Origin of the sequence: Streptomyces pyxinicus, assembly GCF_024753135.1 — a bacterium.
GTDB classification, from domain to species: Bacteria; Actinomycetota; Actinomycetes; order Streptomycetales; family Streptomycetaceae; genus Streptomyces; species Streptomyces pyxinicus.
Genome location: NZ_JANUGP010000004.1, coordinates 71,677 through 83,750, shown reverse-complemented (window position 1 = coordinate 83,750; position 12,074 = coordinate 71,677). Strand labels below are relative to the sequence as shown.

The following is a 12,074-nucleotide window of genomic DNA, read 5'->3' as shown; positions in this document are numbered from 1 at the left end:
TGGTGCCGGGCTCGGACCGTGAGCAGTTGCTGGCGGACATCCGGGCACTCGGACTTGAAGAGGTCACGCGCGTGGCGCCGGGGCCCGTATGCGGTCCCCGTGGAGCACGGGAACGCCGAGTCGGCGAAGGCTCTCCTCGGCGGCCTCATCCGCAGCCGGACGAGGGTGGACACGAACTTCGGGGAGCTCATCGAATTCTCCGAGTTCGTGCGCCGCATGGAAACCGAACCGGGCTGGGACTGGCGGTCGTGAACACGACGCGGCCTGGCTGGGCCTCGCACGGCGGCCCTGATGCCGGGTTCAACCTGGTGGGCGACGGCGAGAGTATGGCCGTGCGAAACGGGAGCGGGACGGGGCCCCGGGCGTTCACCTCCGCCGACCGGGGCCCCTTTGCGTCCCCGGATCCGGCCTGTGGCGACACTCCCCCGAGTTACGCGACCATGCGCGCGCCGTCGGGCCGGTTCCGATGGAAATGATCACATCAACTGTCGCCAACGGATCGCTAACATGTGGCCAACGGTTCGACGGCAGATCGCGGGCCAGTTGGCCGGAAGTCGTGGGGCGGTGGTGGAAGGGGCCCGGGAGCGGGCGGGTCCGGTGCCGTGGCGGCCGACGGAAGATGGCGGGAAACCGTTGCGGCAGGGCGGGATTCCGCCAGGGAACGGCGGGCGTGGGCCCGTCGCGGAGCGCGGTCGGTCCTCGGCCGCGCGGGGAGACGGTGGAGCGGCGTGATGCGGCGGTACGCGCTGCGGGTCGGACTGCGGTTCGGGTTGTTGGGACCGCCGGTCCTCTTCGACCGGCCGCCGAACGGGACGCCGTCCCCCACCCCGACTCAGGACGCCGACGACGGTATCCGTGCCATCGGCAGCCCCAAGGTGCGCGCCCTCCTCGCCGCGCTGCTGCTGGAGCCCGGGCGGGTCGTGTCGGTCGAGTCGCTGAAGGACGCCCTGTGGGGCGGGATGCCGCCGGTCTCCGCGCACGCCTCGCTGCACAACCACGTCACCCGACTGCGCCGACTCCTGGACGACCCCGAACGGCTCAAAGCCGTACCCCCGGGGTATCTGCTGCGCGTCGACCAGGGTGAGTTGGACGTCCATGCGTTCGATGCCCGGGTGAGTGAGGCGCGTGCCGCGCACGCCCTGCGGGACTGGTCCGGTGTCGTCGGCGCCGGGACGGCCGCGCTCGCCCTATGGCGCGGCACCCCGCTCAGCGGTCTGCCCGCCGACTTCGGCGGCTACGCCCTGGTGCAGCGCCTGGAGGAGGCGCGGCTGCTCCTGCTGGAGTGGTGCTACGACGCGGAAGTGGCCCTCGGTGGACCCCGGTTGCCTGCCCTGGTACCCGAACTCGCGGCACTGGTCGCCGAGTACCCGTTGCGCGAGGCGTACCACCGGCAGCTGATGCTCACCCTGCACCGCACCGGCCGCCAGGCGGAGGCGCTGGCCGTCCACCGCGATCTGCGCGCCCGCCTGATCGAGGAACTCGGCGTCGAGCCCGGCCCGGCAGTACGCGAGGCGCATGCCGAGGTGCTGCGCGACGGTGGCGAGGGGCGGTGGCCGGACGAGGGGCGGCGCGAGGGCGCTGACGTGCGCCGAGCCGCCGCGAGCGGCCTGGACGCAGGCAGCGCGGGTGGCCCGCCGGCCGTCGCCGCCGTACGGCACACCCCGCGGCCCGCCCAGCTCCCCGCGCCGCCCGCCCACTTCACCGGGCGCGCCGCCGTCCGCGTCGACCTGCGCCGGGCGTTGACCGAACCGCCGGCTCCGGCACCCGCCGTCGCCGTGGTCAGCGGCATGGCGGGCGTGGGCAAGAGCGCGCTGGCCCTGCACGTGGCACATGAGCTGCGGGAACGTTTCACCGACGGCCAGCTCTACGTCAACCTGCACGGCGCCACCCCCGGCATGGCCCCGCTCACCGCGGCTCAGGCCCTCGCGGCCCTGCTGCGCGACCTCGGCGCCGAGCCCCGCGGCATCCCCGAGCACCCCGATGCGGCGGCCGCATTGCTGCGCTCCCTGTTGGCACCCGCCCGCATCCTGCTGGTACTGGACGACGCGGCCAGCGCGGCCCAGGTACGGCCCCTGCTGCCGGCCGGGCCCGGCTGCGCGGTGATCGTCACCAGCCGTTCCCCGCTCACCGCGCTCGACGGCGCCCGGCGCTTTCCGCTCGGCCCGCTGACCGGCGAGGACAGCGCGGCCCTGCTGCGGGCGGTGAGCGGACGGCAGGGGCTGGACGCCGGGCACGCCCTGGTCGAGCTGACCGGCCGGCTCCCGCTCGCGCTGCGGGTCGTCGCCGCCCGGCTCGCCGCCCGCAGCGCCCTCACCCCTGACGTGCTCGCGGGCCAACTGGCCGCCACGGGCGGCCGCCTGCACCACCTGGAGTACGACGACCTGAGCGTCCGGCGCTCCCTGGCCGTCGCCCACGACGCGCTGGCCGCCGCCGGACGCGAGGCCGACCGGGACGCGGCCCTCGCCCTCCGTCACATCGGCGCGCTCGACCTGCCGGTCTACGGCGCCCCCCTGATCGCCCGCCTCACCGGCATCAGCGCACGCCGCGCCGAGGCCGCGCTGGACCGACTGGTCGACGTGGCCCTCCTGGAGGAGACCGCCTACGGCCGCTACGCCCCCCACGCCCTGGTCCGCGACTTCGCCCGCGAACTGGCGGAGCCGGGGCGGAGGGAGGACGCCGTCGGCTTCGGAGACGGCAGCGGCGTCTCAGGCTTCGCCGCCGTCACGCCCTCGGCCGGCACCGATGTCGACGGGGGCGGGCCTGGTCCGGCAGCGGACGGCTCCGCTGGTCCGGGATCCGTCGACAGTGCCACCGTGTCCGGTAGCAGCCCCCGCCCCCGCGAGCGTGACTCGGCACCGCGTGACCTCGACGTCCCGGCACCGACCAGTACCGCCATCCCGGCACCGGCCACCACCGCCTCCCCGGCCGCGGAGCCCGCCACCCCGGCCACCACCGCCACCCCGACTGCGGAGCCCGCCTCCCCGGCCACCACCGCCACCCCGGCCACCACCGCCACCCCGACTGCGGAGCCCGCCACCCCACCCCCCGACCTGACCGCCCTGCGCTGGTACGCCGCCGTCGCCGAGCGGGTGCTGGCCGTGACCATGGAGCCGGGGCTCGATCTGGAGGACCGGCGGCGGGCGACCCGCACGCAGCCGGTCGAACATGCCGAGGACGTCGCCGCGCTGCCGTGCTTCCCGTCGGCCGAGGTGGCCTTCGCCTGGGCCGAGGCGGAGCTGGAGAACATCGTCGCCCTGGTGACCCGCAACGCCGGCACCGCCGACCCGCGCCGCACCGCCCACCTCTGCGTGCTGGTCCGGCTGCTCTTCCCCTGTGTGCAGCGCCGGGGACGGGTCGCCGAGATGGAGGTGCTCGGGCGGGCCGGGCTCCGGGCGGCACGCCGGCTCGGGGACGCGGCGGCCGAGGCGTATGCCCTGGGCGACCTCGCGGCCCCGCACTTCCTGACCGGCCGGCAGCGCGACGCCCTCGACCTCACCGACCGCTCCCTGGCGATCTGGCGCCGGCTCGGCGACGCCTCCCGGATCCGGCGGGGCCTGAACAACCGCGGGCTGCTGCTGGAGGGTCTTGGACGGTTCGAGGAGTCGGAGGCGGCACTGCGGCAGAGCCTCACGTACGCGCGGCAGCTGAACGACCCGTTCGGCGAGGCCGTCACACACAGCCATCTCGGCAACCTGCACGAGCACACCGACCCCCGCGCCGCCATCGAACAGCACCGCCGCTCGCTGGCCATCGGCGACGCCATCGGTGCCGTCCTCATCCGGCACACGGCACACTGCAACATCGGCTACGCCCATCTCTCCCTCGGTGAACCGGCCGCCGCCGCCCGGCACTTCGAGGAGAGCCTGCGCATCCTCGGCGGACACGGCGACTGGCACGGCGAGTCCCAGACCCGGCTCGGACTGGTCCGCGCCCTGCGCGAGCTGGGGGAGGGCGAGCGGGCGGGCGCCGAGTGCGCCGAGCTGCTGCACCGGGCCGACGCCCGCGCCGACCGCCACATGGGCGGTCTCGCCCGGCATCAGCACGGCCTGCTGCTGAGCGAGCGGGGACGCCGGGCACAGGCGCGTGAGGCCTGGCGCGCCGCGCTCACGGCACTCGACGGCACGGACGAGCGCGCGGTCCTGGCGGTCCTGGCGGAGCTGCGGCACCTGCTCGACGGCTGACCGCCGGTGCCGGCCGTCGAACCACCCCCTGTCTTCGCTCACTTGGCGTCGGCATAGCACTCCACCACCGCCGTGCTGAACGGGAACCGGACCGGTGTCTCGCCGAAGGTCAGCAGCCCGGCGAGGTCGGCGGACTCGCGGATCGCCCGGACCACGGTGTCGGCCTCCTCGGCGGGGCAGTGCACGATCACCTCGTCGTGCTGGAAGAAGACCAGCTCCGCCTTCAGGTCCGCGCAGGCCCGGCGCAGCGCGGCGAGCAGCAGCAGCGCCCAGTCGGCGGCGCTGCCCTGTACGACGAAGTTCCGCGCGAAGCGGCCCCGCGCGCGGGAGTTGCCGGAGGCGTAGCCGGGGACCCAGCCGTCGGACTCCGGTTCGCGGCCGTCCTCGTCGACCGGGATGCCGGCCTCCTCCGCCGCGTCCTCGCCCGCCCCGGCCGCCGGCGGACAGGTGCGGCCCAGCCAGGTGCGGACCAGCCGGCCCTCCTCGCCCGCGCGGGCCGCCTCGTCCACGTAGGCGACCGCCTTCGGGAAGCGGCGGCGCAGGGCCGCGAGGTTCTTCAGGCCGTCACCGGAGGTCTGGCCGTAGACCGCGCCGAGCACCGCGATCTTGGCTTGGTCCCGGTCGCCGGAGAAGGCGCGGTCGGAGACCGACTGGTAGAGGTCGCTCTCACGGGCGGCCACCTCCATCAGCCCGGGGTCGCGGGAGATGGCGGCCAGCACCCGTGGTTCCATCTGGTCGGCGTCGGCCACCACCAGCCGCCACCCGGGGTCGGCGACCACGGCGCGCCGGATCACCTTGGGGATCTGGAGCGCGCCCCCGCCGTTGGTCACCCAGCGCCCCGTGACGGTGCCGCCGGCCTGGAACTCAGGCCGGAAGCGGCCCTCGCGCACCCAGTCGTGCAGCCAGGACCAGCCGTGCGCCACCCAGATGCGGTACAGCTTCTTGTACTCCAGCAGCGGTGCCACGGCCGGGTGGTCGACGGACTGGATCTCCCAGCGGCGGGTGGAGCGCACCTTGATCCCGGCCTGCGCGAAGGCCTTGACCACGTCGGCCGGCAGGTCGGGCCGCACTCTGCGGCCGAAGGCGGCGGACACCTCGTCCGCCAGCTCGGCGAGCCGGCGCGGTTCGCCCCCGCCCGCGTACCGCTCGCCGAGCAGGCCGTGCAGCAGGTCGCGGTGGACCTCGGCGCTCCAGGGCAGGCCGGTGCGGTTCAGCTCGGCGGCCACCAGCATCCCGGCCGACTCGGCGGCGGTCAGCAGCCGCATCCGGTCCGGGTGGGTGGCCCGCTGGTGGCGCCGCTGCTGCTCGGCGTAGACCGCGAGGAGGTCGGCCAGGGGCAGCGGGGCGCCGGCCGGCTCGAACAGCGGCGACTGCGCGCCCGGCTGGGCCGCGCGCTGCGGCGGGTCGGGCGGTAGGGGGCCGCCCCGGAGGCGGGCCAGGGCGGCGGCGGCCGAGCGTGGCTCGCCGTACCGCCCCTCGTGGCCCAGCAGGAGGGTCTCGGCGTCCTCGATGTCGTAGCACCGCTCTACTCGCACCCCCGTGGCGAGCAGACGCGGATAGACATCGGGGGTCGACCGCCACACCCAGCGCGTCACCTCCGGGCGGCTCCGCACCGCCCCGGCGAGATCGCTCTCCCGCCGCACCGGCCCGGCGGGCAGCCCGTCCGGACCGAGGGGGGCGACGTCCACGCCACCGTCCTCGGCCGGAGCGAGCGCCCACCGGTCGGTCATGACTGCGATTGTGGCAGGGGGGTCTGACAATCGCCCTGACCTGCGATTTCCACTCCCGCAGGGGCTGGCTGGGCGCCGTACGGCACCCTCCTCAGCTCTGCGGTGAGTCCGGAGCCTCCGCCCCGGCGTCCTCCTGCTGCTCCAGCACCAGGGCCAGCACCCGGCCGACGTACTCCTCGGTCCCGGACTTGGTGATGCCGAGGCCGCTGAGTACGCCCCGGCCGTTCTCGTGCTCCAGGAGGGCCAGCAGGATGTGCTCGGTGCCGATGTAGTGGTGGCCGAGCCGCAGGGCCTCGCGGAAGGTGAGTTCCAGGACCTTCTTGGCGTCCGGGCCGTAGGGGATCAGGTCGGGGACCTGCTCCGCCGCGGGCGGCAGCGCCGCGCCTGCCGCCTGCCGTACGGCGTCCAGGGGCGTGCCCTGCGCGGTGATCGCCTTCGCCGCCAGGCCCGCCGGTTCGGCGAGCAGTCCGAGGACCAGGTGTTCGGGCCGGCCCTCGGCCGTGCGTGCGGCCACCGCCTCGTTGTGCGCGGCCATGACCACGTTCCGCGCGCGCGGGGTGTAGCGGTCGAAGCCCTGGCCGGGGTCGAGGTCGGCGGACTCCTTGGGCACGAACCGCTTCTGCGCCGCCTGCCGGGTCACGCCCATGCTCGTGCCGATGTCGGTCCAGGACGCGCCGGAGCGGCGGGCCTGATCGACGAAGTGGCCGATCAGATGGTCGGCCACGTCTCCGAGGTGATCGGCCGCGATCACCGCGTCCTGGAGCTGCTCCAGGGGCTCGCTGTGAACCGTCTTGATGGCCTCGATGAGGTCGTCGAGGCGTACGGATGCCGTGGGGTTGTTTCCGTGGGTCGCCATGTGTCAACCGTAGGTTGCCCCCAGACGACCGTCAACCGTTGGTTGACAGTCAACATTCGTGGTCACCTCGCAGCCGAACCCGCCGATGTTTTCCACAGGCTGTGGACGGATTTCCTGCGCTGTCCGTGCGGCATGGCACGATCGACGGCGTGACCAGCACTGCCAGCACCGTCGAGCGGGCCTTCCGGGCCGCCCTCTACGACGACACCGACACCGGCCTCGACACGGGCGCCTCCCTGCTCGCCGCCGACCCCGCCGCGGACGCCGAACTCACGCGCCGGGGCGAGGAGTTCGTGGCGGCGGCCTGGCGGCGCGGCTGGCAGCCCGCCGACGTCGTACGGCTCGTGCGGCGCGAGCTGGAGGAGCCGCACGCACGCCTGGCCGCCGCGCTGATCCGGGCGCAGGCCGGCCGGGACCGGCCGCGCGGGCGCCGCTGGGCCACCCAGTTGGAGGCGCTCCCGGAGGACCCCGCGCGCGGGGCCGACCGTTTCACGCACGCCACCACCGCCCTGGAGCTGTACCGCCTGCTGCTGCGGCTGCCCGCCCTGGAGCCCCTGGAGGAGGAGACCCGCCGGACCTCCGCCGCGCCCGCCGCCACCCGCATGCTCACCCGCATCCGCGCGCTGCTCGCCAAGGCCGAGGCGACCGGTTACCCGGAGGAGGCCGAGGCGCTCAGCGCCAAGGCGCAGGAGCTGATGGCCCGGCACAGCGTCGACGAGGCGCTGCTCGCCGCCGAGGCGCCCGCTCCGGACGCGCCCGGCGCCTGCCGGATCGGGGTCGAGCCGCCGTACGAACAGGCCAAGGCGGTCCTGCTGGACGCGGTGGCCACCGCCAACCACTGCCGCGCGGTGTGGAACGAACCCTTCGGCTTCTCCACGGTCGTCGGCTTCGAGGCCGACCTGGAGGCCGTCGAGCTGCTGTACACCTCGCTGCTGGTGCAGGCCACGCACGCGATGACCCGCGCGGAGGCGGCCCAGCGCGCCGGCGGACGGAAGCGGACCAAGACCTTCCGGCAGTCGTTCCTCGCCGCCTACGCCCACCGGGTCGGCGACCGGCTCGCCGCCGTCGCGCGGAGCCAGGTCAGCCGGGATCTGCTGCCGGTGCTGGCCACCCGTGAGATAGCCGTCACCGGCCGGCTGGAGCGGATGTTCCCCGAGACCACCACGACCCGGCTGCGCGGGGTGAGCGACGAGGCCGGCTGGACCGAGGGCAGGGCGGCGGCGGACCGGGCGCAGGTCGGGAACAGACCCCGGCTGCCCTGAGCCGGTCGCCGGACGCCGGCCCGCCTCAGTCCCCGACCTGCTGGAAGGCGCTCACCGAGGCGTCCGGCGTGGTGTCCTTGAGGGCGATGGGGCCGTAGGACCACGGGAAGTCGCGGGTCTCGTCGCCGCCCGGCAGGCTGATCTTCACGCTCTTCGCCGCCAGGCTGCTCGTCTCGCCCGCCTTGCCGCGCACGTAGCCGATGCTGAAGGTCGCGGAGTCGCCCTTGGCGAGCTTCAGTTGCCGCGCCTTCGCGCCCTTCAGGACCGGCACCTTGTGCTCGCCGTCGCCGCTGAGCACCGCGCCCGGAAACGTGTCCAGTGTGCAGGGCTTGCTCTGGTTGGTGATGCTGACCGGCACCTCGCCGCTGTCCCCGGCGGCCGGTGCGACGCTCGCCGAGCCGATCTGCACCGAGACACCGCCGATCTCGCAGGCCGAGCTGTTCTTGTCGCCGCTGTGGCCGCCGCCGCTGTCGCAGGCGGTCAGCAGCAGGGCGGCGGCGAGGGCGGTGACGGTGAGCGGAAAGGCGCGCATGAGCAGGTCCCCATCGAGTTCGTGACGGTGCACCTGCATCATGGCGCCTGCGCGGGGGCACCGTTCGCGCGCCCCACCCGAATCACCGCTTCGGGTCTCCGGAGGAACCACCGCTTCGGGTGACCGGCCGAGCCCACGGTACGGCGCCGTCAACGCTGCGGTGTGGTCGACAGGTCCGAGGGCAGACCCGACGGCAGCTTGCCGCCCTCGGCCTTGGTGTACGTCTCCTGGCCCGCCTTGCCCGACCAGGTGACCTTCAGCGTCTTGCCGTCCACCGAGTCGATCATCCCGGTGACCCGGTCCTTGCTGCCGTCGGCGCAGCTCAGGTGGATCATCCGCATACCGGCCTCCTCGCCGGCGGTGCCGCTGCACACGGTTCCCCCGGTCGCGAAGACCCCGGCCCGCTTCCCGGTGATCACGAGGGCCACGACCTTGCCGCCGGTGGTGGTGATCCAGCTGCCCTGGAGCTTGCCCGAGGCGCCGGTCACGGCCGACGAAGCGGTGCCGGATGCTGGGGAGGCAGGACTGGAGGAGGACGGGGAACCGTCACCGGAGCCACCGCTGCACGCCGCCAGCGCCAGCGCACCCGCCAGCCCCACCGCGGCGACCGCCCCACGCCGCACGCGCCGGCCGGCCACGCCCGGCGTACGCCTCCCCTTGCCCGACGAAGCCCCCCTCGCCCTACCGGACGAAGCCCCCCTCGCCGTACCCGACGACACCGTCCCCGCCGTGCCCCTCGCAGAAGTCACCGGAAAGCTCCCATGCTGTAGCGGCCGGCCGCCCCGCCGGACGGCCCGCAGCAAGCTACCAGCAGTTACCAGGAGGACTTCCGGACACCGGGCAGGAACCCCTGGTGGGCCTGTTCGCGCAGGTTCACCCGGGACAGCCCGAAGGTGCGCAGGTAGCCGCGCGGGCGGCCGTCCACCTGGTCGCGGTTGCGCACGCGCGTGGCGCTCGCGTCCCGCGGCTGCCGGCCCAACTCGCGTTGCGCGGCGAGCCGTTCGGCCTCGGACGAGGAGGGGCGGCGGATGATCTCCTTCAGCTCGGCCCGGCGCTCGGCGTACCGGGCCACGACCTCGCGCCGCCGGTCGTTCTTCGCGATCTTGCTCTTCTTCGCCATCAGACCCGCACCCCCCGCGCGCGGATGCGGGCCACGGCCGCCTCGACGCCGATCGCGTCGACGGTCCTGATCGCCCGCACGCTCAGCCGCAGCCGGATGTACCGGCCCTCGGCGGGCAGCCAGTAGCGCTTGGTCTGGATGTTGGGGTCGAAGCGGCGCGAGGTGCGCCGGTGGGAGTGGGAGACGCGGTTGCCGAAGCCCGGCTGGACCCCGGTGAGCATGCAGTGCGCGGACATGGTGACGTAGCTCTCCTCAGTGGTTGAAGCTAATGGAATTCATTTTCAGTAAGGTAGCAGCATGGCACGCAACGAACTCCGCCCGGTCAGCAAGCTCCGGTCCACCGCCGGGACCGGCTACACCTACGTGACCCGCAAGAACCGCCGCAACGACCCGGACCGCCTGACGCTGCGCAAGTACGACCCGGTGGCCGGCCGCCACGTCGACTTCCGAGAGGAGCGCTGACCGCCATGCGCGAGGGAATCCACCCGGACTACGGCCCGGTCGTCTTCCGGGACCGGGCCGCCCGGCACGCCTTCCTCACCCGCTCGACCATGACGAGCGACCGCGTGATCGAGTGGGAGGACGGCAACACCTACCCGGTCGTGGACGTCGAGATCTCGAACGTCAGCCACCCCTTCTACACGGGCACCGCGCGCGTGCTGGACACGGCCGGACGCGTGGAGCGCTTCGAGCGCCGGTACGGGAAGCGGGGCGGGGCGTGAGCCTGACCGTGGCCGTCGTGGGCGGACTGCACGGGGACGCCCGTAAGGCGGCCGTGGCCCGGCTGCTCGCGGACGTGCCCGGCAGTGTCGTCCTCCACCACGACCTGGCGACGGCCGCCGCCGGCACCGTCGTGCGCACGGTCCGCGACCGGACGGGCCTGCTGAACACGGGCGAGACGCCGCTGGTCAACGACTGCGCGTGCTGCGCCCTGCGCGAGGACCTGGTGCCGGAGCTGCTGCGGCTCGCCGACGACGCCGCGGTGCGGCTCGCGGTCGTGGAGCTGTGGGACTCCGTGGAGCCCAAGGCGATGGCGGAGGTGATCACGGCCGGCGGGCTGACCGTCAGTTCCGTGATCACCGCGGTCGATCCGGCGCTCGTGCTGCCCTACCTCGGCAACGGCGACGACCTCGCCGACGTCGGCCTCGCCGCGGCCGCCACCGACCAGCGCACGGTCGCCGACACCTTCGCCCGGCAGCTGGAGTACGCCCCGGTGCTGGCCGTGGCCGAGTCCCCGGAGGCCGACGACGAGGACCGCGAACTGCTCGCCCAACTGCACCCGACCGCCCGCCGGATCCCGATCGGCCACGGCACTCCGGCGGGCCCGGCCGCCCCGAGCGAGGCGCACACCTGCCCCCGGAGTCCCCTCGCCCGTGCCGCGCTGGCCGGGTTCGACGTGGAGGCCGCTGCCGCCGCCCAGCACCCGGCCTGCGCCCTGCTCCCGGTCGAGGCCGACGACCACGGTGTCTCCACCCTGGTCTGGCACCACCGCCGCCCCTTCCACCCGGAGCGGCTGTACGCGGCGCTGGAGGACCTGACCTGTGCCGCGGCCCGCAGCCGGGGGCGGTTCTGGCTCGCCGACCGGCCCGACGCGCTGCTGCACTGGGACGCGGCCGGCGGGGCGCTGTGCGTGGAGCGCGCCGGACCCTGGCTGGCCGCGCTGCCGGACGCGGCCTGGGAGCTGGTGCCGCCGGTGCGCCGCGCCGCCGCCGCGCTGGCCTGGCACCCCGAGCACGGCGACCGCTGCAACCACCTGGTGTTCACCTCGCCCGCCCTCGACCGCGACGGACTCGCGCACCTGCTGGATTCCTGCCTGCTCACCGACACCGAGTACGCCGCCGGGCGGGAGGCCTGGCAGCAACTCCCGTCCGCCTTCGACACCCTGCTGGAGGTCTGATGCCTCGCGAGAGCGACCGCAAGCCCGTCAAGAACCGCCCCAATCCGCTGGACCAGGCGGGCATCACCTGCATCGACTACAAGGACACCGACCTGCTGAGGAAGTTCCTCTCCGACCGCGGCAAGATCCGCAGCCGCCGGGTCAGCCGGATCAGCGCCCAGCAGCAGCGGCAGCTGGCCCGCGCGATCAAGAACGCGAGGGAGATGGCGCTGCTGCCGTACTCCAGCCGCTGACCGCACTCACGAAGGCATCGCAAGGCATCGGCATCGGAAGGCTTCGACAGGAGGCGGAAGGGAACAGTAAGGGCGCCGTTTGCGTCTCTTCCTGGTGCGTCAAAGCTGTAACCACGGGACCACCACGTGTGCACGTGCATCTGCTCAAGCATTTGCACGTGAACAGGGTTATGATCCGGGTCAGTTGACTACAGCATCCATGGCCACATCAGCCAGTGCACCAGCGGGGAGCGACCTGTGGACCGCGACGCTGACGGCGTTAT

13 protein-coding genes are annotated in these 12,074 nt (G+C 74.1%); 7 read left to right on the top strand and 6 right to left on the bottom strand.

The window, feature by feature from the left end; translation table 11 throughout:
* The first annotated feature begins 99 nt into the window (after positions 1 to 99).
* Both NX794_RS07195 and NX794_RS07190 read left to right on the top strand, forming a co-directional pair.
* Complete coding sequence (locus NX794_RS07195; protein WP_258777380.1) at positions 100 to 252, top strand: hypothetical protein; 153 nt, start codon at positions 100 to 102, stop codon at positions 250 to 252.
* Positions 253 to 731: 479 nt separating this feature from the next.
* Positions 732 to 4,181, top strand: coding sequence for an AfsR/SARP family transcriptional regulator (locus tag NX794_RS07190; RefSeq protein ID WP_258777379.1), 3,450 nt, complete (start codon positions 732 to 734; stop codon positions 4,179 to 4,181).
* 38 nt (positions 4,182 to 4,219) lie between these two features.
* On the opposite strand, the gene NX794_RS07185 is transcribed toward NX794_RS07190, so the two are convergent.
* Together NX794_RS07185 and NX794_RS07180 are read right to left on the bottom strand one after the other, a co-directional pair.
* Entirely contained in the window at positions 4,220 to 5,911 is a 1,692-nt protein-coding gene (locus tag NX794_RS07185) for a bifunctional 3'-5' exonuclease/DNA polymerase (RefSeq protein WP_258777378.1), read from the bottom strand.
* A gap of 91 nt (positions 5,912 to 6,002) precedes the next feature.
* A complete protein-coding gene (locus tag NX794_RS07180) occupies positions 6,003 to 6,767 on the bottom strand; it encodes a Clp protease N-terminal domain-containing protein (protein WP_258777377.1) in 765 nt (254 codons plus the stop codon).
* Positions 6,768 to 6,916: 149 nt separating this feature from the next.
* Here NX794_RS07180 and NX794_RS07175 point away from each other — a divergent pair, with 149 nt between their 5' ends.
* Complete coding sequence (locus tag NX794_RS07175; RefSeq protein WP_258777376.1) at positions 6,917 to 8,029, top strand: DUF2786 domain-containing protein; 1,113 nt, start codon at positions 6,917 to 6,919, stop codon at positions 8,027 to 8,029.
* A gap of 25 nt (positions 8,030 to 8,054) precedes the next feature.
* Here the strand turns inward: NX794_RS07175 and NX794_RS07170 are convergent, their stop codons facing one another.
* The 4 genes from NX794_RS07170 to rpmB all read right to left on the bottom strand — a co-directional run bounded on the left by NX794_RS07170 (position 8,055) and on the right by rpmB (position 9,917).
* On the bottom strand, positions 8,055 to 8,561 hold the full coding sequence (locus NX794_RS07170; protein ID WP_258777375.1) for a DUF4232 domain-containing protein: 507 nt from the start codon (positions 8,559 to 8,561) through the stop codon (positions 8,055 to 8,057).
* Positions 8,562 to 8,710: 149 nt separating this feature from the next.
* Positions 8,711 to 9,160, bottom strand: coding sequence for a hypothetical protein (locus NX794_RS07165; RefSeq protein WP_258777635.1), 450 nt, complete (start codon positions 9,158 to 9,160; stop codon positions 8,711 to 8,713).
* 215 nt (positions 9,161 to 9,375) lie between these two features.
* Complete coding sequence (gene rpsN, locus NX794_RS07160) at positions 9,376 to 9,681, bottom strand: 30S ribosomal protein S14 (RefSeq protein WP_258777374.1); 306 nt, start codon at positions 9,679 to 9,681, stop codon at positions 9,376 to 9,378.
* Positions 9,681 to 9,917 (bottom strand): 50S ribosomal protein L28, encoded by a 237-nt coding sequence (gene rpmB / locus NX794_RS07155; RefSeq protein WP_258777373.1) that lies wholly within the window; start codon positions 9,915 to 9,917, stop codon positions 9,681 to 9,683. The genes rpsN and rpmB overlap by 1 nt, the downstream gene beginning before the upstream one ends.
* Positions 9,918 to 9,978: 61 nt before the next feature.
* Between rpmB and rpmG the strand changes: the two genes are divergently transcribed.
* Genes rpmG through rpsR form a run of 4 tightly spaced genes read left to right on the top strand, consistent with a single transcriptional unit; the run spans position 9,979 to position 11,811 of the window.
* The gene (rpmG, locus tag NX794_RS07150; protein WP_258777372.1) at positions 9,979 to 10,143 is read left to right on the top strand and encodes a 50S ribosomal protein L33; all 165 of its coding nucleotides are present in this window, start codon (positions 9,979 to 9,981) and stop codon (positions 10,141 to 10,143) included.
* A 5-nt stretch (positions 10,144 to 10,148) separates the two neighbouring features.
* Complete coding sequence (locus NX794_RS07145; RefSeq protein WP_258777371.1) at positions 10,149 to 10,403, top strand: type B 50S ribosomal protein L31; 255 nt, start codon at positions 10,149 to 10,151, stop codon at positions 10,401 to 10,403.
* Entirely contained in the window at positions 10,400 to 11,578 is a 1,179-nt protein-coding gene (locus NX794_RS07140; protein WP_258777370.1) for a CobW family GTP-binding protein, read from the top strand. The genes NX794_RS07145 and NX794_RS07140 overlap by 4 nt, the downstream gene beginning before the upstream one ends.
* Entirely contained in the window at positions 11,578 to 11,811 is a 234-nt protein-coding gene (gene rpsR / locus NX794_RS07135; protein WP_258777369.1) for a 30S ribosomal protein S18, read from the top strand. Before NX794_RS07140 ends, rpsR begins: the two co-directional genes overlap by 1 nt.
* The last annotated feature ends 263 nt before the right edge of the window (positions 11,812 to 12,074 follow it).

What these genes read in the sequence shown, in the direction of transcription:
- NX794_RS07180 (WP_258777377.1), bottom strand. Translation starts at nt 6,767, where the DNA reads ATGGCGACCCACGGAAACAACCCCACGGCATCCGTACGCCTCGACGAC.
- rpsR (WP_258777369.1), top strand. Translation starts at nt 11,578, where the DNA reads ATGCCTCGCGAGAGCGACCGCAAGCCCGTCAAGAACCGCCCCAATCCG.
- rpmB (WP_258777373.1), bottom strand. Translation starts at nt 9,917, where the DNA reads ATGTCCGCGCACTGCATGCTCACCGGGGTCCAGCCGGGCTTCGGCAAC.
- NX794_RS07170 (WP_258777375.1), bottom strand. Translation starts at nt 8,561, where the DNA reads ATGCGCGCCTTTCCGCTCACCGTCACCGCCCTCGCCGCCGCCCTGCTG.
- NX794_RS07190 (WP_258777379.1), top strand. Translation starts at nt 732, where the DNA reads ATGCGGCGGTACGCGCTGCGGGTCGGACTGCGGTTCGGGTTGTTGGGA.
- rpmG (WP_258777372.1), top strand. Translation starts at nt 9,979, where the DNA reads ATGGCACGCAACGAACTCCGCCCGGTCAGCAAGCTCCGGTCCACCGCC.
- rpsN (WP_258777374.1), bottom strand. Translation starts at nt 9,681, where the DNA reads ATGGCGAAGAAGAGCAAGATCGCGAAGAACGACCGGCGGCGCGAGGTC.
- NX794_RS07185 (WP_258777378.1), bottom strand. Translation starts at nt 5,911, where the DNA reads ATGACCGACCGGTGGGCGCTCGCTCCGGCCGAGGACGGTGGCGTGGAC.
- NX794_RS07145 (WP_258777371.1), top strand. Translation starts at nt 10,149, where the DNA reads ATGCGCGAGGGAATCCACCCGGACTACGGCCCGGTCGTCTTCCGGGAC.